A 23,445-nucleotide genomic window follows, 5' to 3' on the forward strand; every position below is an offset into this window, starting at 1 on the left:
GCCCGTCGCTCAACTCCCTGACAAAAAGCCGGAGTCGGGTATCACCCGGCTATCACTCGGCACTCAGGCGTCAAGAACCTGATTCTCGCGCCGCACCACGGGCGGCTCGACGCTCCACGGGAAATTGATCCATTCATCCGTGCGCTTCCACACGTACTCGCACTTCACCAGCGAGTGCGACTTCTCATAGATCACCGCGCTGCGGACCTCGGCCACCGTCCCCTGGCAGAAGTCGTGCACCAGCTTCAGCGTCTTTCCGGTGTCCGCCACGTCGTCGGCGATCAGGACCTTCTTCTGCGAGAAGTCGATCGCGTTCGGCACCGGCGCCAGCATGACGGGCATCTCCAGGGTGGTCCCCACCCCGGTGTAGAACTCCACATTCACCAGGTGGATGTTCTTGCAGTCCAGCGCGTACGCCAGACCGCCCGCGACGAACACGCCACCGCGCGCGATCGAGAGCACGACATCGGGCTCGTACCCGTCGTCGGCGATCGTCTGCGCCAGCTCCCGGATCGCCCCGCCGAACCGCTCGTAGGTCAGGTTCTCCCGTACGTCACTCATGAATTTCTCTCAGACCTTCTGTCGTCTTGCGCGGCCGCGGCTCAGACCTGCGTACGGTGAAAGTTCTTGAACGACCGGGAGGGGGTCGGGCCGCGCTGCCCCTGGTAGCGCGAGCCGTACCGCTCACTGCCGTACGGGTGCTCGGTCGGCGACGTCAGCCGGAACATGCACAGCTGGCCGATCTTCATGCCCGGCCACAGCTTGATCGGCAGCGTCGCGACATTGCTCAGCTCGAGCGTCACATGCCCGCTGAACCCGGGGTCGATGAACCCGGCGGTCGAATGCGTCAGCAGCCCCAGCCGGCCGAGGCTGGACTTCCCCTCCAGCCGCGACGCGAGATCGTCCGGCAGAGTGATGACCTCGTACGTCGAGGCCAGCACGAACTCGCCCGGGTGCAGGATGAACGCCTCGTCCCCCTCCGGAACGACCTCCCGGGTCAGGTCGGCCTGCTCGACGGCGGGGTCGATGTGCGGGTAGCGGTGGTTCTCGAACACCCGGAAGTAACGGTCGAGGCGCACATCGATGCTGGACGGCTGCACCATCGACTCGTCATAGGGGTCGATGCGCACCCGACCAGCGTCGATCTCGGCCCGGATGTCCTTGTCTGAGAGAAGCACGCAGACGAGGATACGCGCCCGCACCACCCCCGCCGCACGGCGAGGGCCCGGCCCCCCGAGGGGACCGGGCCCACTTCACTTCACTCCCGTACTGCTCCTGCTACCGCTCCCGGTGCGTCTGCTCCGTCGCTACCGCTTCGCGTACCCCACGGGCACCGACTGCCGCAGCCGAGCGCAGCGCGGGCAACGCAGCAACCGCCCCGGGCCGAGCCGGTCGGTGGTCTGCATGGGGAACGAAGCGGTGCTGAACACGTGGCCCTCGGCACAACGTACGACGGTGCGCTCCATCAAGTCCCTCTCCCAACTGCGTGGACAACAAAAGCCACATTAGGGGATGAACTGGGCGCGCTCACACGCGGCACTCCGAGCCCCAACCGTACGCCCCAACTCCCGCGCCCCGCAGCCGCATCCCACCCCCGCGACCGTGTCCCACGCCACCCCGCGCGACCTCCGATGGCGCCCCTCCCAGGCACCCGGAAAGGGCAAATACACCGACGGGCGGTCATGGGGTAGAGTGTGCGACGATGCTTCGCTCCGCATCCGAGCGAATCACGCGGGTGTAGTTTAATGGTAGAACATGAGCTTCCCAAGCTCAGAGCGCGGGTTCGATTCCCGTCACCCGCTCCATAGTTGAGGCCCAGGTCAGCGACCTGGGCCTTGTTTGTTGTCCAGGCCGATTGCGGGGCATCGCGCCCCTGGCGCACCGCTAGTGGCCTGTCCGGTGGGGCATCGGCGACGACCCTGGACCGTGATCCCTGAAGCTGCGGGCCGGAGGAGGGATCTCCGCTGCGAACCGTCCTGGCCTGTTCGCGGATCGCCCCTGGCGGTCCCTCCCGCTCGGCGGGTGCGGTCGCCGTGGGGCCCCGGTCATCAGGCCAGTCGACGCTTTCCGTAGGCCTTGCCGAGCCGTACCACGATGATCAGCATCGCGACCAGCAGGGCGGAGCTGAGTATCGGGACCAGGTCGACCGGCAGGGTGTAGGCCATCACCACGCGTGCCGCGGAGTCCAGCAGGAAGGCCGCGGACCAGGCACCGGTCATCATGCGCATGGTTCGTCGGAAGCCGGGTGACTCTTCCCACCTGGCTTCCCACTCGCGGGCGGTGGCGTCGGGGAGAAGTTTGACGGTCGCCGTGTACACGAAGGGGCGCCGGGTGGGAACGGAGCCGGCCATCCATAGCCCCAGGATCGCGGTGAAGTAGCTCTCCCTGGCCAGGAGAAGCCGCGGATCACCGGTGAGCAGGGTTACCGCGGCGCTGCACGCCGTGAGGCTCAGGGTGAACAACGTCGGCCCGCTGACCCGGCGTTCGGTCGCCAGCCGCCGTATCAGCTGGACGACGGGCACCACGCTGCTCACTGCGAGCGCCAACCACTGGTTCACGCCCGCCAGGCGTAGGCCGTAGTAGAGGCCGAGCGGAAGCGCCACATCCCCGAGGAACGTACGGACCATTTCCCGGCTGGGAGTGCGTCGTCGGCCGGCTGCCGATTCGCCCGCCCGCGAAGCCGCCGCTTCACCGGTCGGCACCGGGCTCTTCTCGGCGATGCTCGCCGGCGTCCGCATGTTCATGGTCTCGTTCCTCCTCAGGACGAAACCCATTCTTCGCGCGATGACGAGGCACCGGCAGGTCCGACTGTCCCGGGTCGGGCAGTACAAATGTCATGCGTGCACGTCACGCGGGCGGTGGGCACCACATCGCGGCGGCGTCGCGTGAGTTACGTCCGAGGCGTCGCGTGGCGTGTGGAGTTGGTGTCGGCGAGGCCCCGTCGAGCGTCGCCCGCCCGGGAAGGGGCTCCGCCGTGCCCCGTGCAAAGAATCTTGGCGGTCGGCGTACCCGGTTCCGCGCCGTCGGCTGATGTAGAGGGTGATGCGATTCATCGAGGGCAAGGAGCAGTGGGACCGCCGATGATGGGACCGACGGATGTGACGGCAGTGGTCTCGGGCGTGCTGTACCTGGGCGTCCTGGCCGCGAGGACCCTCCGCACGCGTGAGCAGCAACGGACGATGCGCGTGGTGGCCGAGGTGATCGCACGCAGCGATCGAGTGGTGTCGGCCCGCCAGCGCGTCGGTGACGGCGAGTGGTCGGTGGAGGTCGGCGTGCCTGGCGGTGGCGCCTGCCGTCCGGGAGGCGTCCCGGCGGGCGGCGTCGCCGTCCGGTGAGCCCTACAGGACACGACGCGGCCGATGCCCCGTGCGGGGAAGGGGCGGGCCGGCGCGAGGCGATGCGGGACTTCTACCTGGCTCAGCAGCCACGGCTCTGGCGGTTCGTCATACGCCGGGTGCCCGATCACGGGGACGCCGAGGACATCTGTCAGGAGATCTGGCGCGGCTTCTTCCTTCGCTATGACCACTACCTCGCCTCCTACGAGAAGCCGGCGGTCGCCCTGTACTGCAGCGCCCGCTGCCGGATCGCCGACTTCTGGGCCCGCAGGGGAACGGCGGAGCCGACGGATCCGCCCGACCTGGAGGAACTCGCCGGCGCCATGACGCCGGACGCCGTGGGAGATGCCGAGCAGAGGATCGATCTTCAGCGGGCGCTGGAGTGGTTACCGGCCAGACAGCGTGAGGCGATGGGGCTGCACTACCTCGATCGCCTCTCGGTACCGGAGACCGCCAGGCTCATGGGGATCAGTGACGACGGGGTGAAGAAGCTGGTGCAACGGGCGCTTGCCGCGCTGCGGACGACACCGTCCCTGGAGACCTACCAGCCCCCCGTAGGAGGTGGCACGCGATGACCCATGACGAGAACCCCGGCGGAGAGGCAGGCCGAGAGGTCGGCGGAACGCGCTCGCCGGCGTGCGGCTTCGAGGCGGTCATGCGTGATCTCGACGCCCTGACTCCGGAGCAATGCGCCGCTCTGGAGCTCCGAGCCGAACGGGACGAACTCGGCCATGACGCTTACGCCCTGGGCGTGGAGCACTGGGAGCAAGGGCGACCGGAACGAGCGGTGCGCTGGCTGCGCACGGCCGCCAGGTACCGCGTGAGCGGAGCGCAACGTCTGCTCGATGAGATCTCCGGCGCTGATGAGGTCTCCGGCGCTTCGGGGCCTGCGGAGTCCGGTGGGGACGTACCGGGCGAGCCGTGTCGGCTCGTCCCGTCGGCGGGGCCGGCACCTGCGGCGGCGGGCGGTGACGGCCTCCGGCGGTCCCGGCTACGAGGGGGGCCGACCGTCCAGCGCATTCTGCTGGGCGCTCAGCTGCGGCGCCTGCGCCAGGCCGCGGAGCTGCGTATGCACGAGGCAGCGGCGGCCGTTCACCGTTCTGCTCCCTACGTGTCCCGGGTGGAGTGTGGGCGGGCCGCAATCAAGGAGGGAGATCTCCCGCGGCTTTTGGCGCTGTACGGGGTCACCGATCCACAGCTCCTGGACCAGTTCGCCGAGCTCGCACGAGGCAGTGGGGAGACGGGGTGGTGGCATGCCTACTCGGACGTGATGCCGGACCGGCTCCAAACGCACATCGATCTCGAGCAGGCCGCCTCCCTGATCCGCACCTACGAGGTTCAGTTCGTTCCCGCACTGCTGCAGACGCCGGCCTACGCTGCGGCGCTCACCCGCAAGGAATACCCGGAGGCGTCGTCGGGCGAGATCGAACGGCGGGTGTCGGTGCGTATGCGTCGGCAACAGGTCCTGACCCGGCCGAACGCGCCGCAGCTCTGGGCCGTCGTGGATGAGTCCGTGCTGCAACGGTCCTTTGGCGGTGCCGAGGTGATGCGCGAACAGCTCGCGCATCTGAGGACGATGGCGCGACGGCCGAATGTCGCCCTGCAGGTCCTGCCGTGCACACAAGGTCCCGCGGCTCCCGGGCATCCCGTCACCATCCTGCGCTTCGATGATGCGGATTGCCCGGATATCGTCCATTTCGAGCAGCTGTCGGGAGGTGTCTACGTCAACCGTCGCGAGGAAGTGGCGAGTCAGCTGCACATCCTCGATCGGCTCGCCTGCCATGCCACATCCGTTGATGCGACCGTCGATCTTCTGGACCGGCTCGTTGAGGAACAGGCCTCCGGGCCCCCGAGTGCCTGGGCTGCCGGAGCCTCCCCGGCGCGCGGGGGCGGCATCGGCGATGTTCCGGAAACGGCGACCGGCGGCACCCCCTCATACGGGTGGGGTCTCACGCCGGCACCGGCCGCAAAAGCCGTCGAGGCGCTGGAGGAGCTGCTCATCATGGCAAGCTGAGCGGCCCGCCCGGCAATTCCTTCGGATGGCGGCGGCGCGGTGGGTGGGGACGGCCGGCGGACAGGGCGCCTGCGGCCGGCTCCGTTGCGTTACGCACTGCCTCCGCACGGATCGGATCAGACATCGCCGCGCCGCCACTCCGCGAAGGGCGCCAGGCGGGCAATATGCGGGACCCACACCTCCACGGCTTGCGAAAAGCCGATGGCGAGCCGCACCGACATCTCCAGCAATTCTCGTCTGTCGCACACTTCCTCATCGGGTTCCGGAATCCAGGACGTATGCGATACGCAGGTGACCCTGACGAGCTCGGCATCCGGCACGAACGACAATGTGCGCTCCACGCCCTGGGAGTAGAGATCCAGATGGGCGGGGGTCCCGGAGCGGAGCCCGGCGATCAGCTCGGGGAGCTGCTCCAGCACCGTCGACATGTCGTACCCGATATCGAACTTCCAGTCCGGGTGACCGAATCCTCCGATGTGGAATTCCGCATCGGTCGCACGGAGAACGTCACACGCTCGCATGACGAGGCATTCATAATCTTCCTCGTCCTCCAGGGGTTCGTATTCCGCGTCTCCGGTCCTGTCTCCCGCCGAGGGCGGGGAAAAAGAAAAGCGAAAGGTCATGTTCCTCACTCCGGAATCGCTGGATGTGTCGTCGTGCGGTGGCCGCGCGCGTGGGAATCGACGGCCCGCCGCCGGCCACCGGCGGCGGGTACCGGCGCGATCACCTCACATCTGCCCGAGGTGCCGCGTGCGCGGGGTGTAACCCCGCGCGTTCCCAGCGCGTGACGGACCCGAAATTCGCTCTTCCTACGGTGCTGTCCCTGGGCTCCCTGCGCTGATGGGGTGGTCCGGTTCAGGAGGGTAGACACGCCGCGGAGTGGAGTTTCGGTGTCAGCTGGCTCGAACGACGGCAGCGTCCGCACGGCCTGTTCGTACTGCGGGGTCGGCTGCGGGGTCCTGCTCGACGTGACACGGGATCCGGCGGACGGCCGGCGCCGGGCCGCGAAGGCCTCCGGGGACAAGGCCCACCCCACCAACTTCGGCCGCCTGTGCACCAAGGGTGCGACGAGCGCGGACATGATGGCCGCGCCCGGACGCATGGAGCGGGCGCTGATGCGCGCCGAGCGCGGCGGCCGGCCGGCCGAGGCCGATGTGGACGAGGCCATCGCGGCGGTCGCGGGCCGCCTGCGGGCGATCCTGGACGAGCACGGGCCCGACGCGCTGTCCTTCTACGTGTCCGGGCAGATGTCCCTGGAGGCTCAGTACCTGGCCAACAAGCTGGCCAAGGGCTTTGTGCGCACCCATCAGATCGAGTCGAACTCCCGGCTGTGCATGGCCTCCGCGGGCTCCGGCTACAAGCTGTCGCTGGGCGCGGACGGCCCGCCCGGCTCCTACCAGGACTTCGACGGCGCGGACGCGTTCTTCGTCATCGGCTCCAACATGGCCGACTGCCATCCGATCCTCTTCCTGCGCATGATGGACCGGGTGAAGGCGGCGGGCGCCAAGCTGATCGTCGTCGACCCGCGGCGCACCGCCACGGCCGACAAGGCCGACCTCTTCCTGCAGATCAGGCCCGGTACCGACCTCGCCCTGCTCAACGGGCTGCTGCACCTGCTGGTCGCGAACGGGCACACCGACGAGGAGTTCATCGCCGACGCCACCGAGGGGTGGGAGGAGATGCCCGCCTTCCTCGCCGACTACCCGCCCGACCGGGTCGCCGAGATCACCGGCCTCGCCGAGCGGGACATCCGGCAGGCGGCGCAGTGGATCGGCGAGGCCGGCGAGTGGATGAGCTGCTGGACCATGGGCCTGAACCAGTCCACCCACGGCACCTGGAACACCAACGCCCTGGTCAACCTGCACCTCGCCACCGGCGCCATCTGCCGTCCGGGCTCCGGTCCCTTCTCGCTGACCGGCCAGCCGAACGCCATGGGCGGGCGCGAGATGGGCTACATGGGGCCCGGCCTGCCCGGCCAGCGCTCGGTGCTCGTCGACACCGAGCGGGCCTTCGTCGAGGACCTGTGGAACATCCCCGAGGGCTCCCTGCGCACCGAGGTCGGGCGCGGCACCGTCGAGATGTTCGAGCGGATGGCCGCCGGTGACATCAAGGCGTGCTGGATCATCTGCACCAATCCGGTCGCCTCCGTCGCCAACCGCAGGACCGTCATCGCCGGTCTGGAGGCCGCCGAACTCGTCATCACCCAGGACGTGTTCGTGGAGACCGAGACCAACGCCTACGCCGATGTGGTCCTGCCCGCGACCCTGTGGGCGGAGTCCGACGGCGTCCTGGTCAACTCCGAGCGGAACCTCACCCTCGCCCCGGGCGTCGTCGACCCGCCCGGACAGGCCCTGCCCGACTGGCAGTTGATAGCCCGGGTGGCCTGCGCGATGGGCTTCGCCGACGCCTTCGGCTACGCCTCCTCCGAGGAGGTGTTCGAGGAGCTCAAGCGGGCCTGGAACCCGGGGACCGGCTGGGACCTGCGCGGGGTGACCTACGAACGGCTGCGCACCACTCCGGTGCAGTGGCCGGCGCCGAGCGCCGACGGCCCGGACCGCAACCCGATCCGCTACCTCAACGACGGCGTCAGCCAGACGCTGCGGGAACGCGCCGACGGCAGCCGCCCCCGCCTGGCCTTCCCGACCCCGAGCGGACGCGCGCGGTTCTTCGCCCGCCCGCATCTGCCGGCCGCCGAACTCCCCGATGACGACTACCCGTTCGTCCTCAACACCGGCCGCCTCCAGCACCAGTGGCACACGATGACCAAGACCGGCAAGGTCGCCAAGCTCACCAAGCTCAACCCCGGCCCCTTCGTCGAGGTCCACCCGGACGACGCCGCCGCGCTCGGCGTCTCGGCGGGCGACCATCTGGAGGTCGCCTCCCGCCGCGGCCGGGCCGTCCTGCCCGCCGTGGTCACCGACCGGGTCCGGCCGGGCACCTGCTTCGCGCCCATCCACTGGAACGACCTGTTCGGCGAGTACCTCAGCATCAACGCCGTCACCCACGACGCCATCGACCCGATCTCCTTCCAGCCCGAGTTCAAGGTCTGCGCCGTCACCCTCGCCAGGACCGCCGCCCCGGTCCCGGCATCGCGCCCGCGCATACGACCCGAGACCGCCGCGGCGGGCGCCACCGCCCCGGCGGACTCCGGCGCCCCCGCGCTCACCGCGCTCTCCGCGCTCTCTGAGCTGTTCGGCCTTGACGGCCTGGCCCCCGCGCCGCTGGCCGAGCCGGAGCGCCGCTACCTCTCCGGCTATCTCTCAGGTCTCGCCCACACCCCGCCCGACGGGCGCGTCCCGGTGCTGCCGCCGGACGCCCCCTTCGACCCGGACCACGCCCTGTGGGTCGACGGCGTCCTCGCCGGCATGTTCTCCCGTACCGACGCGCCCGCTCCGGTGCCCGCGCGGCCGACCGCGCCGGCCGCCGGGACGGCCGTACCGGCCCGCCGCCTGGTCATCCTCTGGGCGTCCCAGACCGGCAACGCCGAGGAGTTCGCCGCCACCGCCGCCGGGCACCTCGCCGAGGCGGGCCGCACCCCCGAACTCCTGCCCATGACGGACGCCGCCGCGGCCCTCCTCGCCGGCGACACCGCCACCGATCTGCTGATCGTCACCAGCACCTTCGGCGACGGCGACGCCCCCGACAACGGCGCCGGCTTCTGGCAGGCCCTGTCCGCCCCGGACGCCGGGCGGCTGGCGGGTGTCCGCTATGCGGTCCTCGCCTTCGGCGACTCCGGCTACGACGACTTCTGCGGCCACGGCCGCCGCCTCGACCAGCGGCTCGACGAACTCGGCGCGACCCGCCTCCTCGCCCGCACCGACTGCGAACCCGACTACGAAGAGGCCGCCGAACGGTGGCTCGGCCGGGTCGTCGCCGCCCTGGCCACGGCCGACGACCGGCACCCCGTGCCCACCCGCGGAGCCCGTACGACCACCGCCGCGACCCCACCGGCCGCCCCCTCCCCGCCGCCGTCCCCCGCGCCCGCCGGCCACGGCAAGGCGTCGCCCTTCGCCACCCTCCTCGTCGGCAACCGGCTGCTGAGCCTGCCCGGTTCGCAGAAGGAGGTACGGCAGTTCGCCTTCGACACCCGCGACGGCGAACTCGCCTACGACGCCGGTGACGCCCTCGGCGTCTGGCCGGCCAACGACGCCGGACTCGTCGCCGAATGGCTGGCCCTCACCGGCCTCGACCCCGATGAGCCCGTCGACCTCGGCGACCTCGGCGACCTCGGCGACCTCGGCGACAGCACCCGCCTCCCCCTCGAAGAGGCGTTGCGCACCCGGCTGGACATCGCCCGCATCACCACCGGCCTGCTGAAGTTCGTGGCCGAACACACCGGCAGCCACGACCTGAAGCGACTGCTGCGGCCCGACAACAAGGACGCCCTGGCGAAGTGGAGCTGGGGCCGGCAGGCCGCCGATGTCATCGGTGCGTTCCCGCTCCGCGCCTCCGCGGCCGCCTGGGCCGGTGCCCTCAAGCGCCTTCAGCCGCGGCTGTACTCCATCTCCTCCAGCCCGCTCGCCCACCCCAGCGAGGTCCGCCTCACCGTCTCCGTCGTCCGCTACACCAACGACCTCGGCCGCGACCGCAAGGGCGTGTGCTCGACGTACCTCGCCGACCGCGCGGACGACGGCCCGGTCCAGGTCTTCGTCCAGCGCGCCCCGCACTTCCGCCCGCCCGCCGACTCCGCCACCCCCATGATCATGGTGGGTCCCGGCACCGGCGTGGCGCCCTTCATCGGCTTCCTCGAGGACCGCCGGGCCCGCGGCCACACCGGCCCCAACTGGCTCTTCTTCGGCGAACAGCGCCAGGCCACCGACTTCTACCACCGCCAGGAGCTGGAGGCGTACCGCTCGTCCGGCCACCTCGACCGCCTCGACCTGGCCTTCTCCCGCGACCAGCGCAACAAGGTCTACGTCCAGGACCGGATGCGCGAAAGCGGCGCCCGGCTGTGGCAGTGGCTCCAGGACGGCGCCCACTTCTACGTCTGCGGCGACGCGGGCCGCATGGCCAAGGACGTCGACCAGGCCCTCAAGGACATCGTCGCCACCCACGGCGGCCTGGCCGACGACGAGGCAGCCGCCTACGTCCGGCGCCTGGCCGCCGACAAACGCTATGTCCGCGACGTGTACTGACCGCGGACGCGCCGCCGGTCCGTGCGGGAACTCCCTTACGGTGTGGCGCGCACGATGACGAGCGAGCCCTCGTAGCACGCCTGGCTGCGCAGATGGCCGAAGCGTTCGTCCCACCGGCCGGAATCCAGGTCGGCACGCAGCCGCGTGGTGAACCGCTCGCGCACGCGGTCGTCGACGAAACTCCAGGCGGAACACGCCTGCCGGGCCGCCGGATCCAGCAGCATCTCGGGGCGCCCGTAGTACGCCTCGTTGAAGCCGTCCGTGCAGTCCCACGGGATCGGCACGGACTGCACATGGCCGGCCGCGCCGAGCGAGGCGGCCAGCTTCTCGACCGACGGGTAGCGGCGGGCCTCGGTGTCGAGCACCTCGGGCGCGTACTCGTACAGCCAGAACTCCCGCACCAGCAACGGGTCACAGGTCAGCACGACCACCGGGCCGCGGGCCACCCTCCGCATCTCGCGCAGGCCGGCCGCCACATCGCTCCACTGATGGACGCTGAACACCGTCATCGCCGCGTCGAACGCCCCGTCCCCGAACGGCAGGCTCTCCGCCACCGCGTTCACCGCCCGGGACAGGCCCGCCGCGCGCCGCGCACGCATCGCCTCGGACGGCTCCACCGCCGTCACCGCCGGCGCCGCCGACTCGTAGGACCCGGAGCCGGCGCCCACGTTGATGACCGTACGGGCACCGCCCAGCGCGTCCGCGACGATCTGGGCAATACGGGGGTCCGGACGGCGGTGGCCCGAACCGCCGCCGCTCCGTTCCCTCAGAGCCTCCGCGACACCGCCCACCGTCTCCGCCCCCTCAGCCGCCCGGCAACCGCACCCTCCCATACTGCATCTGCAATGCCGATCGGTAAATCAACTGGCAAATGCTTGGGGTAATCCCCCAAATAGGGCGTACCTGTGCACCTGGAGGCCACTCCAAGCGGGCGGACCTACCGGGGCTGCGACTGCACCGCGTGCACCTTCTCCGCCCAGTCGATCCGGTGGAAGTGGAGCGGGCGGAACATGTCCTCGGGGCTCGGGAAGGCCGACGCGGGGGCGTCGGACTTGCCGGCCTTGACTTTGTTGACGGCTGCGGCGTTGCGGCCGATCGCCTCCACACGCGGGCGGCGCAGGGCCTCGTAGGCGGCGAACGCCTCGCCGTACGTGGGCAGATCGCGCAGGCAGCGGGCCAGTTCGACCGCGCTCTCGACGGCGAGCGAGGCCCCCTGCCCGGAGCTGGAGGACGGGGCGTGCACCGCGTCCCCGACCAGCACCATCCGGCCGCGGTACCAGTGCGGCACGGGCGGCATGCGCTCCATCCGCCCGACCACCATCAGCTCGTCGGGGCCGGTGTGCCGCAACAGCCGCTCGCCCGGGTCATGACCGGCGTACAGGTCACGCAGCCTGCTCAGCCACTCGGCGGCGGGAACCCGCGCCAGGTCGGCCGGGCTCGGCGGGGTGTCCGTGGGCAGTCCGGCGAACCAGATCATCCGCCCGTCCGGGCCCTGCCAGCAGCCCATGAAGGCGCGGCCGAACGCGAAGTACATGGTGCCCGGTTCGGCCCCGGCCGCGCCGCCCGCCGCCGCGTAGCCGCCGAAGCTCAGCACGCCGCCGTACTCGGGGCCGGGCGCGTGCGGGTCGATCACGGTGCGGACGGTGGAGCGGATGCCGTCGGCGCCGATCAGTATGTCGGCGGTGGCGGAGGTCCCGTCGGCGAAGTGAGCGGTGACGCCGTCGGGCGTTTCCTCGGCGGCGACCAGCCGCTTGCCGTACGCGAAGCGGACGCCCGCGGCGGTCGCCCGGTCGGTCAGCGCCCGGAACAGCCGGTCGCGCGGCAGCGTCACCGTGGGCGGCAGTCCGGGGAAACCGCCGAAGCGGGCGAAGTGATGGCCGGCGCCGTCCGCCATCACCACGCCGGGCACCGGCTGCCCGGCGGCCCGCACCGCCGCGTCGGCGCCGACCGTCGCCAGCGCCGCCTGGCCGTTCGGCGCCAGCCCCAGCCAGGCCCCCACGCCGTCGGCCGCGGCGGGGTACGCCTCGTGGACCGTCGCCGTGATGCCCGCCTTGCGCAGCGCAAGTGCCATGACCGGGCCCGCCACACCGCCCCCGATGACCAGTGCCGTCCGTACGCCGGAGCCGCGGCCTTCGTTGTCGCTCATAACCCCTCCCGTGGGTCATGCGGATACGCCGTTCAGGCGCCCGGCCATAGTTGCAAAGCCACTAGTCCTATTGCAACTACTCTGGATGCGACTAATTCCGCCTTGACTACGATGCCGGTATGTCCGCCTCCGTGAAGAGCTCACCGCTCGGCCTGACCGTGCTGGCGCTGCTGCACCACCGGCCGCTGCACCCCTACGGCATCCAGCGCCTGCTCAAGCAGTGGGGAAAGGAGCAGGTCGTCAACGTCGGCCAGCGGGCCGGGCTGTACCGCACCATCGAGCGGCTGGAGGCCGGCGGGCTGATCGCGGTCCGGCAGACCGAGCGCGACCAGCAGTACCCCGAGCGGACCGTCTACGAGGTCACCGACGAGGGCCGGGCGGTCACCCGCGAATGGCTGGAGCAGATGCTGGCGGCGCCCAAGGCGGAGTTCCCCGCGTTCCCGGCGGCGCTGTCGAACATGCTCCTGCTCAGCCCCGACGAGGCGGCGCCGATCCTGGAACGGCGGGCGGCGCGGCTCCTCGCGCAGCATGCCGACCTGGAGCGCCAGTCCGCCGAAGCCGCGACCGGACTGCCGCGGATCACGCTGATCGAGAACGAATACCTGCTCGCCGTCCTCGCCGCCGAGCAACGCTGGCTGCAAGGGGTGATCAGCGATCTGCGGGACGGCAGCCTGACCTGGTCCCCGGAGATGCTCGCGGCATTCCAGGAGGCGTCCGAGTGAAGGGTGCCGCCGCGGCCCGAAGGGCCGGGACCGGCCGGGAGGTCACCCCCGGCCGGTCCCGGCCGACGCGTCAGTCCCCGATGCGCGCCGTGTAGTCGCCCGCCGCTTCCACCGCCGCGATGAGGGCGGCGCCGTCCACGCCGGCGCCCGCTTCCAGGCGGACGACGCTGCGTCCGCCGCGGACGTCCGTGGCCGCCGAGCGCACCGCGGCCAGGTCTTCCAGCGCGTCGTCGATCAGCAGGCCGCAGCTGGTGCAGTGCATGCCCTCGATGACGAGCTTCACCTGCGGGCCGTCGGCTCGCGCCGCGGGCTTGTTCTTACGGGGGAAGAGCTTCATCTCTGCCTTCTCTTCAGGGTTTTCGGGGTCGCCAGGGTTTTCGGGGTCGTTACGGCCCTCGGGGTCGTCACGGCCCTCGGGGCCGTTACGGTCGTCAGGTTCTTGGCGTCTTCCACGCCGTGAGGGCTTCAGGTGAAGGTGATGGCGCCGGTCTTCATGCCCATGGCGCACGAGAAGGGCAGGGTGCCGGGCCGTCGCCTGCCGAGGTCGATCCTGGTGTCGCCGTCCTGCCCGACGATCTCCCGGACGCCGAGCTCGGGAATGGTGAAGGCTCGGGCGCAGCCGTTGGCGCCCTGGCCGTGCAGCACCAGCGTGGTGGGCACACCGGCCTTCGCGGTGAGCTGCGCAGGGGCGTAGCCGTCCGTCACCGTCACCGTCACGATCTGCCTGCCGGATGCGTCCGTACGCACCGGAGCGCCCGGCGCCGACGCGCCCCGGCCCGCGGAACCGGCCCGCCCATCGGCCTGGTCACCGCCCTCGACGGTGAACGGCGCATCGGCCGCGGCCGGCTGCTGTGCGTCCCGGCCCTCGAAGGAGACCCAGCCCCCCGCCTGCAACGCGGAGGCCATCGTCCAGACGGCGACGCTGAGCACCACCACGCCGGTCAGCGCGGCCAGCCGGCCGGAGAGCGCCTTGGCGCTCCGGCGGAAGAGGTAGCCGAGCGCGGCGAACAGCGGCGCCGTGCCGAGCACGAACCCGGCCAGCACCGCGGCGCCGGCCACCGGTGACCCCGAGGTGACGGCCAGCAGCTCCATGGACAGCGTCACCCCGCACGGCACCAGCACCGTGACGAAACCGATCAGCGCCGGAGCGGCCACCGAATCGGCCTTGGCGCTGCGCCTCATCAGCCGGCCGAAGGACGCCGGCGCCCGGGGCACCAGCCTGCCCACGGCCTTGACCCCGAACAGATCCAGCGCGAACAGCACCATGAGCGCGCCGGCGGCCAGCAGCAGTACCGCCTGGGCCCGCGGACCGGGCTGCAACGCATCGCCGAAGACGCCCAGCAGCGCGCCGAGCACGGTATGGGAGAGCAGCTTCCCGGCCAGGAACGCCCCCACCGGCGCGAGCGGCGCGACCACGTGTGCCGAGCGCGCCGGGCCCGACGGACCGGGTTTTGGTGCCGGGGCGGTGGGCGTACGGCGGCGGGTCACCGCGCCGGCCAGCAGCCCCCCTTGAACGGCGGCACACGAGGCGCCACCGGCGAACAGACCGGTGCTCACACCGGTGATCAACAAAGCGACGGACGACGGCATGCGTCGTTACTCCTGTTCTGCTTCTGCGGTGGTTCCGCGACGACGGCATGCGTGGGGAAGTCCGGGCCCGTGGAAGGACCTGGAGGAGTCCGGGCCCACGGAAGTCCGGGCATGCCACTGCGGACGTGAGGAATGCGGCGTGTCCCGTGAGGCGACGGCCTCACGGGCAGCGCGCCCTCACGTCCGCGAAACGCACAACCGGTGCAGATCAGGAGGGGCCGCCGTCCGCGGCGGGGCATGCGGCCGCGCCGATTCGGCCGGGAACGGGCAGCCCGTCGCCCGCGGGGTGAGCGCGGGAACCGGCCCCGTCGGGGTGTCCTGCCCGAGGGTCGCCTTCATCGCCTCGCACCGCTGCTCGGCCATCGGGCAGTGCGCCGGATGCGGGGCTGCCCCGCTCACCTCGGGAGCCATGAGGTGGCCGCCTGCCATGACGACAGGAGCCCTCTCCATCGGTGCGGGCATCGCCGTCAAGGGCCGCGCCATCCCCGACAGGCAGACGAAGAGCGCGCACACCAACAACGCCCCGAACCAGGTCCGGAGCGATGTGGGCAGGCGGCGCGACATGCGCGCCATGCTAGGCCACGGCCCGTCGCCCTCCGTGGCCAACTCCCGGGAGGGAGCGCGCCGTTCCACGCAACGACGGATTCCCCCCGCTCGCGCGTATGCACCGACGCCCGCAGTCACCGACAGGTACGGTTTGGCCATGGATATTTCCGGGGCAAACGCCGCCGATGTGCATTCCGGGCGGACGGCGGACATCAAGGCCGCCGCGCGCCAACTGCTGGTGAAACAGGGCGCCGCAGGGCTGACCCCGGAGGCCGTGGCCGCCGGCGGCGGGCTTGCCGTCGGCGACGTCGAAGCCGTCTTCCCGCATCGGGACGACCTGCTGACCGCGCTGCTCATCGACGCCTACAACGCGTCCGGCGCGGCGATGGAGCGGGCCGACCGGGCCGCCGCGGACGACCGTGCGTCGGCGGGTGCGCGGCTCCTCGCCGTGACGCGCGCGCTGCGGCAGTGGTCCTTCGCCAACCCCGCCGAGTTCACGCTGGTCTACGGCTCACCCGTGCCGGGCTACCACGCCCCGCAGGACACCGTCCCGCCCGCCTCGCGCACCCCCGCGGTGCTGGCCGGCATCGTGCGTGCGGCGCTGGCGGCCGGTGAACTGACCCCGCCCCGGCGGGCGGTGCCCGGTCCGCCGCTGCTGCTGCCGGAGGCCGTGGAGCTCTTCGGCGGCCTGCCCGAGGCTCCGTTCTCGGACGTCATCGAGCGCGGCATCGTGCTGTGGAGCAATCTGATCGGGCTCCTGGTCTTCCAGGTCTTCAGCCGTACCCACGACAGCGTCCGGGACGAGTCCGCGTTCTTCGACTACGCCATCGCCGTGGCGGCCGAGAGCATCGGACTCGTGGTGCCGGTGGGCGAGGCCACCGACTAGGGACAGGCCCTGGACCCGTCCGCCGTCACCCGGTCGTGGCCAGTCGCTCGCGCCACCAGTCCACCGTCGCCGTGACCTGCTCGTCGACCGGGGTGGCGCGTACCGCGAAGGCGGCTTCGTACGCGCGCGAATCGGCCACGAACGGTCGGTCGAACTGGTAGCGGATCTCCTTCAGTTCGCGGATCAGCGGGGAGAAGACCACCGCGACGCCCAGCACGGCCGGCGACAGCCCGCGCACCGCGACCGGCCCCGTTTCCGCGCGGGCGGCGAGGCGTTCGACCATCTCCCGGACGGAGCGCGCGGGCTCCGTCGGGACGTGCCAGGCCCGTCCCCAGGCGCGTTCTTCGCCCGCGACCTCGGCCAGCGCCCTGGCCACGTCGGGAAGATAGCTCCAGCTGTGCGGGACGTCCGGATTCCCCAGCGTGGAGACCGGCTTGCCGCGCAGCAGCCGCGGCAGAACCCGCGCGGCCAGATGCCCGCCGTCGGTCACGCCCGGCCCGAAGAAGTCCGAGGCCCGCACCTCGACCGCCCTGATACGGCCCTGTTCGTGCAGTGTCCGCGCCTGCTCCCACACGGCGGCGCGTACCCGGCCCTTGGGGCCGGTCGCGGCGAGCGGCAGCTCCTCGGTCAGCGGACCGTCCACCGGGCCGTAGCCGTAGAGGTTGCCCAGCATGACCAGGACGGCCCCGCTCGCCTCCGCCGCCGCGCAGACCGACGACGCCAGCGGCGGCCAGTCGCGCGCCCAGCGCGGGTAGGGCGGTGCGGCACAGCCGTAGATCGCGGCCGCGCCCCGCACGGCCTCGGTCAGCCGCTCGTGGTCCGTCGCGTCCAGCGCGACATGCTCGATGCCGGGCTCCGGGCTCCGGCCCGACCTGGTGACGACCCGTACCGAATGGCCCTGTTCGGCCAGCAGCCGGGCGGTGGCCGCCCCGGCGGGCCCGGACCCTATGACGACATGAAGGCTCACGCCCGCACACTAGCGCGAGTGCGGCACCGCCCCGCCGTTGTCGGCCGGGGCCGTTCGGCCGCTCCGCCCGCGCCCCGCGAAGGTTGCCGGGTGCGCCGGACGGGCGCCCGGACCGTTCGGGCATACGGGCGGATGACGGCGTCGCGCCGCGTGCGGGCGCCGGGTACCTCGTAGATTGATGAGGTGGGCCGGCGAGACCGACAGGGAGCCGCCTGTGACAAGACCGGAGATCGATCACGCGGCGCTGTTCGCCGCCACGCCGAGTCCCTGTCTCGTGCTGGACCCGGACCTGGTGATCGTCGACGTCAACGAGGCGGCCCTGGAGGCGACCGGCCGCACCGGCGGCGAGCTGGTGGGGCAGCACATCTTCGACGCCTTCCCGGACAATCCCGAGGACCCCGACTCCGACGGGATGCAGACCCTCAACGCCTCGCTGAACCGCGTCCTGGCCTTCGGCGAGCGGGACACCCTGGCCCCGCAGAAGTACGACATCCCCGTCGCCCACCGGTCGGAGGAGTTCGAGGAGCGCTGGTGGTCCCCCATCAACACCCCCGTCCTGGGGCCGGACGGATCGGTGGCGTGGATCCTGCTGCGGCTGGAGGACGTGACCGCCTTCGTCCGCTCCCGGCGCGGCCGCCCCCGGCCGCCGGGGGCGCAGCTGAGCGCGCGCGAGGAGGCCATGGAGGCCGAGCTGTACGCGCGGGCGCGGGCGCTGCAGCAGCTGAACGAGGAACTGCGCAAGGCGCACGCCCGCGAACGCCAGGTCGCCATCACCTTGCAGGAGGCGATGCTGCACTCGCCGGACCTGGCCCGGCACGCGAACGTGGCCGTGCGCTATCTGCCGGCCATCGGCTCGCTGAACGTGTGCGGCGACTGGTACGACGTGGTCGATCTGCCGGACGGCCGCTTCACGGTGGCGGTCGGCGACGTCGTCGGCCACGGCCTGGAAGCCGCCGCCGTCATGGGCATGCTCCACAGCGCCCTGAGCGCCGCCGCCCGCGCGGTCGAGGGATCCGCGAAGGCGCTGGAGGTACTGGACCTGTATGCGCGCTCGGTCGAGGGGGCGATGGCCACCACCGCGGTCACGGCGGTGATCGACACCGCCCGCCGCCGGATCGACTACAGCAGCGCCGGCCATCTGCCGCCGGTACTGCTGCACCCCGACGGCACCTGCCAGTGGCTGGACCAGGCCACCGACCCGCCGCTCGGCACCCGCCCCGAACAGGCGCCGCGCCCCCAGGCCGGCCTGCCCTACGACCCCGGCGACACGCTCGTGCTCTACACCGACGGGCTCGTCGAACGCCGCGACGAGGACATCGACGCCGGCCTGGCCCGACTGGGCGATGCCCTCTGCAAGGACAGCCGGCTCGGCCCGGAGCGCCTGGCCGACGCCCTGCTGGCCCGCCTCGGTGTCACCGGCGGGGCGGGCGACGACATCGCCTTCGTCGTCGTCCGGCTCTGACGCCGCCGTCGCCGAGGCCGCCCCGGGACCGGAGCCCTCAGTGGAGGATCTTGTCCTTGGCCCGCTGGAACTCTTCCTCCGTGATGGCGCCCTTGGCCTTGAGGTCGGCGAGTTTGCCCAGCTCATCGGCGTGGCTCGGGCCACCGGCACGGCCACCGGCCGCCGTTTCGCGGATGTACTGGTCGATCGCCTCCTGCTGATGCCTGGCCTGCTCCGCCTCGCGCTTGCCCATGTCCTTGCCCCGCGCGATGACGTAGACCAGGACACCCAGGAACGGAAGGATGATGACGAAGATCAGCCAGCCGGCCTTGGCCCATCCGTTCAGCGCGTGGTCGCGGAAGATGTCGACGATGACGCGGAAGAGGACGATCAGCCACAGGACCCACAGGAAGATCCACATGACCGTCCAGAAGGCGCCGAGCACCGGATAGTCGTACGCCAGGTACAGGTTGCCCATGGCTTTCCTCCTGTTACTCGTAGTCGCCCCTCCAGGCTCCGCCCGCCCGGGAGCGCGGACATCACCCTCCGCGGGTGAAGCAGGCCGGGGGCGCCCGGCGGGCGGACGGCCGTCGCCCGCGGCTCACGGGGCCGCCGCGCCGCCGAGCCGTTCCGTGGGCAGGTGGCGGGTGAACGCAAGGCTCGCGAGCGTGATGGCGGCGGCCGCCAGGATGGCGGCCTTGAGGCTGTTCAGCTGGGCTTCGGCATAGGCGTCCACGACCGCGTCGGCCTCGTCCGGCGGCAGCGCGGCGCGCTCGGCCGCGGCGCGGATCTCGTCGGTGCCGACGAAGCTGACCCCGGCCTCCATGGCGATGCCGGCCTGCTCGCGGACCTTGTCCGAGATCTTCGGGTGGTCGGCGATCTGGTGGGTGAACGCGGCGACCAGGGCGCCGATCAGGATGGCGCCGATCAGGGCGGTGCCGAGGGAGGACCCCAGGTTCTGGGCGGTGTACTGGAGGCCGCCCGCCTCGCTGCGCTCGGACTCCCCGACGCTGGACTGCGCGATGTTGCCCAGCTGGGAGGCGAGCAGTCCCATACCGAGCCCCAGTACGGCCATCGCCAGGGCGAAGGACAGATCGTCGATGCGCGGCCGGATGGTCGCGAGCAGCCAGACGATGGCGAGCAGCAGCACCAGCAGACCGGTCCGTACGACCGTGCGCGGAGCGGCGAACCGGCCGAGGAGGGGGCCGCTCATGGCGGACACCAGCATGGTCAGGGAAACCGGGAGCAGCCGCAGACCGGTCTGGAAGGCGTTGAAGCCCTGCACCACCTGGAGGTACAGGGGGATGGTGAAGAACAGGCCGAGGAGGATGAGGTTCTGGCTGAGCAGCATGGTCAGGCCGGAGCGCAGCGGCCGGTTCGCGAACAGCGAGAGCCGGACCAGCGGGTCCCGGCCCCAGGCCTCCTGCCGCCGTTCCCAGATGCGGAACAGCCAGAGGACGACGACGCCCGCCGCGATGAAGAAGAGGGTGAGGGAGAAGCCGAAGACGGTCACCGGGGAGTTCCGGGGCCTCAGCCAGCCCCAGGAGCTGCTCTGCAGGACGCCCAGGACCACGATGGCCAGGCCCACGGCGGAGAGCACCGCGCCCCCGGTGTCGAGCCGCGGCCGCGGCCCCGGCGGCGGGTGGTCCTTGACCCACCGGATGAGGCAGAGCATGGCCACCACCAGGACGACCTCGCCGGCGAAGACCAGCCGCCAGGTCAGGTACGTCGTGACCCAGCCGCCGAGCAGCGGGCCCACCGCGATGCCCGCCCCGGCCAGCCCGCCGACGACCCCGTAGGCCACGGCCCGGTCCCGGCCGGTGTAGGCACCGGCCACCAGCGCGGCCAGGGCCGGCAGGACCAGCGCCGCGCCGAGTCCCTCGATCACCGACCAGCCGAGCGTGAGCGCCCACAGGGCGGGGGCCACGGCGGTGAGCGCGGACCCCGCGCCGTACACGACCAGCCCGATGGCGAACATGCGGCGGCGGCCGAACATGTCGCCGAGCTTCCCTCCGGTGATCATGAATGCGGCCATGACGAGGGTGTAGAGGGTGATGACGGCCTGGATCGCGGTGACCTCGGTCTGGAAGTCCTCGACCAGCTGGCTGATCGATACGTTCATCACCGAGGTGTCCAGCACCATCAGGAACTGGGCCGTGCCGAGGATGGCCAAGGGCCGCCAGCGCCCCACCGCGTGCACCTCCAGAGGTTCCGACGTGCCGCGCGGTGCCCGGTCGGCCGTCACCGCGGTTCAGCATAGGCAGGGCAAAGCGGGATGTATTCGACATACAGGCTGTCCGGTGGCGCCTCACCCGACCGGCCGTTCGCGGTCGTGGACCGCCCCGGCGGCCGTCAGTGGAGTGCGGCCTTGAGGGCGACGATGATCAGGCCGAGGAGAAGATTGGCCGCGCCGGCGACCAGCACCAGATGACGCGGGGCACCGGCCCGGACGACCGCGACGCTCGCCCACCCCACCTGTTCGGCGGCGGCCACAGACAGCCCCAGCCACGCCGCGCCGTCCGGCCCGAGCCCCAGCAGCGGACTCACCGCCACGGCCACCGCAGGCGGGACGGCCGCCTGCACGATCGGCCACTCGTCCGCACAGACCCGGCGGATCTCCCGCCGGGTCAGCGCCCGGTGCACCAGCCGGTCCCCGACGAGCCGGGAGTAGACGTGCGCCGCCCAGAACACCACACCGGTGCCGAGCAGCAGCAGCACCAGCTTGATGTGGGGGAAGGCACCGAGCGTGCCCGCGCCGGCCACCACGGAGGCGGCCAGCAGCGATCCGTAGACGGCGCCGGCGTAGTCGGTCTCCCGGGCCGCGACCGGCTCGCGGGCCGTGGCGCCTTCGTGCTCGGGGCCGTGATCTGCCACCGCTCCAGGATCGCCGGAATCGGCCGGGCGCGCAGGGCGGCCGGGAGCGGCGGCGGGATGCGGGCGGTCAGGCGTCGCAGGTCAGGCGTCGTGGCGGGCCGACCGGGGGCCGGGTCCCGGCGGCGTGGGTGCCGTGCGCGCGGCGGCGAGGATGCCGAGGACGACGAGGACGAGCACCACGATCCCGAGGACCAGGGCCACCGCGCCCGGGGTCGGGAAGTTCCACAGGACCAGCGCCAGCGCCCCGGCACCGATGACGGCCCCGGTCGTCCAGCCGCGGTGCCGGTCGAGCCAGCGGCCCGCGCCGCCCGTGCGCAGCCCCGCTCGGGCCAGGCCCCGTCCGGCGGCGTCGGTGCAGCGGACGGCGCCGGAGCGTATCCGGCGGGCGCCGTGTCCGGGCCCGTAGAGATAGCCGGCGACCAGGATGATCACCCCGAGGACGAGCACCGTGCGGGTGCTCTGCTGCAGGAACCGCACCAGATCGTCGTAGACGGCGGCCGCGGCGTCCGGCGACTGGACCTTGGGCCCCACGGAGTCGAGGTACTTCCCGCGGGCGAAGGCGAGCGCGACGAGGAACACGGCCATCATCACGGCGACACCGGCGCCCGCGCTCATCATCGCCACCCGGTGCGAGGGCCCCGACCACACGGCCAGCGCCGCCAGCACGACGACCAGCACGGGCAGCCAGCCGCCGACGATGGTGAGCAGGCGCATGAGGTTCTGGGCCTTGTTCAGCTTGTCGGTCTTCACCAGCACGACGGACTTGTCGATGCTCGGGATCTTGTCGGCGTGCTGGAAGCCCTCGTCGACCAGCTTCTTCTTCACCTGAGTGATCACGGTGCCGATGTCGAGGCTGATGGTGTTGCCCTTGGCCTCCACCGCGCTGCCGCCCTTGCCGGTGAGGACGTTGACCATGGCGGCGTGGGCCTTGCGGTTGGCGATGTTCCACACGTCCGCGAACTGGTCGCTGGTCACCACCTTGTTCACCACCGCATGGACCGCGGAGGTGGCGCCGGACTTCAACGCTCCGGCGAGCAGACCGCTCCGGTCGACCACCACCGGCGGGGCGCCGGTCTTGCGCAGGGCGCGCTCCAGCGCGGCGGTGATCTTCGCGGTGTCGATGTAGCTGACGACCTTGTTCGTCACGCGGTTGGTCACCGCGCTCCGGACCGCCGGGTTCTTGGCCAGCGGCGCGACGGTCTGGACATAGCGGCCGGTGTCGGAGATCTGCGAGTCCAGCCAGGCGGCGACGACACCCAGCGGGGCCAGGACGAAGGTCAGCACCAGCAGCAGGGAGGTGGCGGCGTAGCGCAGCCGACGGTGCCGCATTCCGGCGGCGCGGCGAAGACGCTCGTATTCCGCCCGCTCGGCGGCGCTCAGGGGCCCCTGGTGGCCTCCGGGGGCGGGGGCGGCCGCGGACGACGAGTCCATGGCGTGCTCCTTCGCGGGGATCCTCGGTCCACGGTCACCCGCCCCGGACCGCACCGCATCACCCGTAACGGGCGGCCCGGGGCCGGACCGTCATGGCTCCGGCAGCCGGCGCATCTCCAGGACCCGCAGGCCCAGGTCCTGGAAGCGGTTGAGCAGCCCGTAGAGATGGGCCTCGTCGGTGACCTGGCCGAAGAGGACCGTGTGCTCCGGAACGCGGGTCCGCTGAAGCTCGGGGAACGCCTCGGCCACGACCGCCGACAGATGGCCGGTCACGCGGAACTCGTATCGCATGAGGGCGCGCCTCCCCGGTGTCGGTGCGGTCGTTCCCGCATCGGTTCGGTCGTTGCTTCCGATGCTG

The 23,445-nt window shown here is 71.7% G+C and carries 22 protein-coding genes and 1 tRNA gene; 8 read left to right on the top strand and 15 right to left on the bottom strand.

All coding sequences use genetic code 11. The features are described 5' to 3' along the window. Positions 1–63 precede the first annotated feature (63 nt). Positions 64–561 (bottom strand): phosphoribosyltransferase, encoded by a 498-nt coding sequence (locus tag AC5677_RS18490; RefSeq protein ID WP_497196111.1) that lies wholly within the window; start codon positions 559–561, stop codon positions 64–66. Between the two features lie 41 nt (positions 562–602). After that, entirely contained in the window at positions 603–1,178 is a 576-nt protein-coding gene (gene dcd / locus AC5677_RS18495; protein ID WP_497196112.1) for a dCTP deaminase, read from the bottom strand. A 553-nt stretch (positions 1,179–1,731) separates the two neighbouring features. Between dcd and AC5677_RS18500 the strand changes: the two genes are divergently transcribed. Further along, positions 1,732–1,805: transfer RNA gene (locus AC5677_RS18500), tRNA-Gly, on the top strand. Between the two features lie 243 nt (positions 1,806–2,048). Here AC5677_RS18500 and AC5677_RS18505 read toward each other — a convergent pair. Then, on the bottom strand, positions 2,049–2,744 hold the full coding sequence (locus tag AC5677_RS18505; RefSeq protein ID WP_497196113.1) for a VC0807 family protein: 696 nt from the start codon (positions 2,742–2,744) through the stop codon (positions 2,049–2,051). Between the two features lie 336 nt (positions 2,745–3,080). On the opposite strand from AC5677_RS18505, the gene AC5677_RS18510 reads away from it, so the two are divergent. Genes AC5677_RS18510 through AC5677_RS18520 form a run of 3 tightly spaced genes read left to right on the top strand, consistent with a single transcriptional unit; the run spans position 3,081 to position 5,349 of the window. Then, positions 3,081–3,335, top strand: coding sequence for a hypothetical protein (locus tag AC5677_RS18510; protein WP_497196114.1), 255 nt, complete (start codon positions 3,081–3,083; stop codon positions 3,333–3,335). Continuing rightward, positions 3,332–3,910 (top strand): sigma-70 family RNA polymerase sigma factor, encoded by a 579-nt coding sequence (locus AC5677_RS18515; RefSeq protein WP_497196115.1) that lies wholly within the window; start codon positions 3,332–3,334, stop codon positions 3,908–3,910. The genes AC5677_RS18510 and AC5677_RS18515 overlap by 4 nt, the downstream gene beginning before the upstream one ends. Beyond that, positions 3,907–5,349 carry a helix-turn-helix domain-containing protein gene (locus AC5677_RS18520; protein ID WP_497196116.1) on the top strand — a complete coding sequence of 481 codons (1,443 nt, stop codon included), beginning with the start codon at positions 3,907–3,909 and terminating at the stop codon, positions 5,347–5,349. The genes AC5677_RS18515 and AC5677_RS18520 overlap by 4 nt, the downstream gene beginning before the upstream one ends. A gap of 116 nt (positions 5,350–5,465) precedes the next feature. On the opposite strand, the gene AC5677_RS18525 is transcribed toward AC5677_RS18520, so the two are convergent. Beyond that, a complete protein-coding gene (locus AC5677_RS18525) occupies positions 5,466–5,972 on the bottom strand; it encodes a hypothetical protein (protein ID WP_497196117.1) in 507 nt (168 codons plus the stop codon). 267 nt (positions 5,973–6,239) lie between these two features. Between AC5677_RS18525 and AC5677_RS18530 the strand changes: the two genes are divergently transcribed. Further along, positions 6,240–10,484, top strand: a complete 4,245-nt coding sequence (locus AC5677_RS18530) for a bifunctional nitrate reductase/sulfite reductase flavoprotein subunit alpha (RefSeq protein WP_497196118.1) — start codon at positions 6,240–6,242, stop codon at positions 10,482–10,484. Positions 10,485–10,519: 35 nt separating this feature from the next. On the opposite strand, the gene AC5677_RS18535 is transcribed toward AC5677_RS18530, so the two are convergent. Then, on the bottom strand, positions 10,520–11,275 hold the full coding sequence (locus tag AC5677_RS18535) for a class I SAM-dependent methyltransferase (protein ID WP_497196119.1): 756 nt from the start codon (positions 11,273–11,275) through the stop codon (positions 10,520–10,522). Between the two features lie 146 nt (positions 11,276–11,421). Continuing rightward, entirely contained in the window at positions 11,422–12,630 is a 1,209-nt protein-coding gene (locus AC5677_RS18540; RefSeq protein WP_497196120.1) for an FAD-dependent monooxygenase, read from the bottom strand. Between the two features lie 119 nt (positions 12,631–12,749). On the opposite strand from AC5677_RS18540, the gene AC5677_RS18545 reads away from it, so the two are divergent. Beyond that, complete coding sequence (locus tag AC5677_RS18545; RefSeq protein WP_497196121.1) at positions 12,750–13,352, top strand: PadR family transcriptional regulator; 603 nt, start codon at positions 12,750–12,752, stop codon at positions 13,350–13,352. 70 nt (positions 13,353–13,422) lie between these two features. Here the strand turns inward: AC5677_RS18545 and AC5677_RS18550 are convergent, their stop codons facing one another. From AC5677_RS18550 to AC5677_RS18560, 3 genes are all read right to left on the bottom strand, one after another. Continuing rightward, complete coding sequence (locus tag AC5677_RS18550; RefSeq protein ID WP_497196122.1) at positions 13,423–13,689, bottom strand: cation transporter; 267 nt, start codon at positions 13,687–13,689, stop codon at positions 13,423–13,425. 128 nt (positions 13,690–13,817) lie between these two features. Next, the gene (locus AC5677_RS18555) at positions 13,818–14,942 is read right to left on the bottom strand and encodes an urease accessory protein UreH domain-containing protein (protein WP_497196123.1); all 1,125 of its coding nucleotides are present in this window, start codon (positions 14,940–14,942) and stop codon (positions 13,818–13,820) included. Between the two features lie 177 nt (positions 14,943–15,119). Next, positions 15,120–15,506: a hypothetical protein gene (locus AC5677_RS18560; protein WP_497196124.1), complete on the bottom strand. Its 387-nt coding sequence runs from the start codon at positions 15,504–15,506 to the stop codon at positions 15,120–15,122. A gap of 139 nt (positions 15,507–15,645) precedes the next feature. Between AC5677_RS18560 and AC5677_RS18565 the strand changes: the two genes are divergently transcribed. Beyond that, on the top strand, positions 15,646–16,374 hold the full coding sequence (locus AC5677_RS18565) for a TetR/AcrR family transcriptional regulator (protein ID WP_497196125.1): 729 nt from the start codon (positions 15,646–15,648) through the stop codon (positions 16,372–16,374). Positions 16,375–16,399: 25 nt separating this feature from the next. Here AC5677_RS18565 and AC5677_RS18570 read toward each other — a convergent pair whose 3' ends face one another. Next, positions 16,400–17,341: an NAD-dependent epimerase/dehydratase family protein gene (locus tag AC5677_RS18570; RefSeq protein WP_497196126.1), complete on the bottom strand. Its 942-nt coding sequence runs from the start codon at positions 17,339–17,341 to the stop codon at positions 16,400–16,402. A 178-nt stretch (positions 17,342–17,519) separates the two neighbouring features. Between AC5677_RS18570 and AC5677_RS18575 the strand changes: the two genes are divergently transcribed. Then, positions 17,520–18,803, top strand: coding sequence for a PP2C family protein-serine/threonine phosphatase (locus AC5677_RS18575; RefSeq protein WP_497196127.1), 1,284 nt, complete (start codon positions 17,520–17,522; stop codon positions 18,801–18,803). A 37-nt stretch (positions 18,804–18,840) separates the two neighbouring features. On the opposite strand, the gene AC5677_RS18580 is transcribed toward AC5677_RS18575, so the two are convergent. The 5 genes from AC5677_RS18580 to AC5677_RS18600 form a co-directional block, all read right to left on the bottom strand. Next, on the bottom strand, positions 18,841–19,260 hold the full coding sequence (locus tag AC5677_RS18580) for an SHOCT domain-containing protein (RefSeq protein WP_497196128.1): 420 nt from the start codon (positions 19,258–19,260) through the stop codon (positions 18,841–18,843). Positions 19,261–19,383: 123 nt separating this feature from the next. After that, positions 19,384–20,973: an MFS transporter gene (locus AC5677_RS18585; RefSeq protein WP_497196673.1), complete on the bottom strand. Its 1,590-nt coding sequence runs from the start codon at positions 20,971–20,973 to the stop codon at positions 19,384–19,386. A 161-nt stretch (positions 20,974–21,134) separates the two neighbouring features. Continuing rightward, the gene (locus AC5677_RS18590) at positions 21,135–21,656 is read right to left on the bottom strand and encodes a hypothetical protein (RefSeq protein ID WP_497196129.1); all 522 of its coding nucleotides are present in this window, start codon (positions 21,654–21,656) and stop codon (positions 21,135–21,137) included. Between the two features lie 81 nt (positions 21,657–21,737). Then, the gene (locus AC5677_RS18595) at positions 21,738–23,087 is read right to left on the bottom strand and encodes a hypothetical protein (protein WP_497196130.1); all 1,350 of its coding nucleotides are present in this window, start codon (positions 23,085–23,087) and stop codon (positions 21,738–21,740) included. A 90-nt stretch (positions 23,088–23,177) separates the two neighbouring features. Next, complete coding sequence (locus tag AC5677_RS18600; protein ID WP_497196131.1) at positions 23,178–23,378, bottom strand: DUF8691 family protein; 201 nt, start codon at positions 23,376–23,378, stop codon at positions 23,178–23,180. Positions 23,379–23,445 lie beyond the last annotated feature (67 nt).

This window comes from Streptomyces sp. JLSY215 (assembly GCF_059682825.1).

Coding starts and splice junctions, on each gene's coding strand:
- AC5677_RS18490 (WP_497196111.1), bottom strand. CDS start 561: ATGAGTGACGTACGGGAGAACCTGACCTACGAGCGGTTCGGCGGGGCG.
- AC5677_RS18505 (WP_497196113.1), bottom strand. CDS start 2,744: ATGAACATGCGGACGCCGGCGAGCATCGCCGAGAAGAGCCCGGTGCCG.
- AC5677_RS18510 (WP_497196114.1), top strand. CDS start 3,081: ATGATGGGACCGACGGATGTGACGGCAGTGGTCTCGGGCGTGCTGTAC.
- AC5677_RS18520 (WP_497196116.1), top strand. CDS start 3,907: ATGACCCATGACGAGAACCCCGGCGGAGAGGCAGGCCGAGAGGTCGGC.
- AC5677_RS18525 (WP_497196117.1), bottom strand. CDS start 5,972: ATGACCTTTCGCTTTTCTTTTTCCCCGCCCTCGGCGGGAGACAGGACC.
- AC5677_RS18540 (WP_497196120.1), bottom strand. CDS start 12,630: ATGAGCGACAACGAAGGCCGCGGCTCCGGCGTACGGACGGCACTGGTC.
- AC5677_RS18545 (WP_497196121.1), top strand. CDS start 12,750: ATGTCCGCCTCCGTGAAGAGCTCACCGCTCGGCCTGACCGTGCTGGCG.
- AC5677_RS18550 (WP_497196122.1), bottom strand. CDS start 13,689: ATGAAGCTCTTCCCCCGTAAGAACAAGCCCGCGGCGCGAGCCGACGGC.
- AC5677_RS18555 (WP_497196123.1), bottom strand. CDS start 14,942: ATGCCGTCGTCCGTCGCTTTGTTGATCACCGGTGTGAGCACCGGTCTG.
- AC5677_RS18560 (WP_497196124.1), bottom strand. CDS start 15,506: ATGTCGCGCCGCCTGCCCACATCGCTCCGGACCTGGTTCGGGGCGTTG.
- AC5677_RS18565 (WP_497196125.1), top strand. CDS start 15,646: ATGGATATTTCCGGGGCAAACGCCGCCGATGTGCATTCCGGGCGGACG.
- AC5677_RS18575 (WP_497196127.1), top strand. CDS start 17,520: ATGAGGTGGGCCGGCGAGACCGACAGGGAGCCGCCTGTGACAAGACCG.
- AC5677_RS18580 (WP_497196128.1), bottom strand. CDS start 19,260: ATGGGCAACCTGTACCTGGCGTACGACTATCCGGTGCTCGGCGCCTTC.
- AC5677_RS18595 (WP_497196130.1), bottom strand. CDS start 23,087: ATGGACTCGTCGTCCGCGGCCGCCCCCGCCCCCGGAGGCCACCAGGGG.
- AC5677_RS18600 (WP_497196131.1), bottom strand. CDS start 23,378: ATGCGATACGAGTTCCGCGTGACCGGCCATCTGTCGGCGGTCGTGGCC.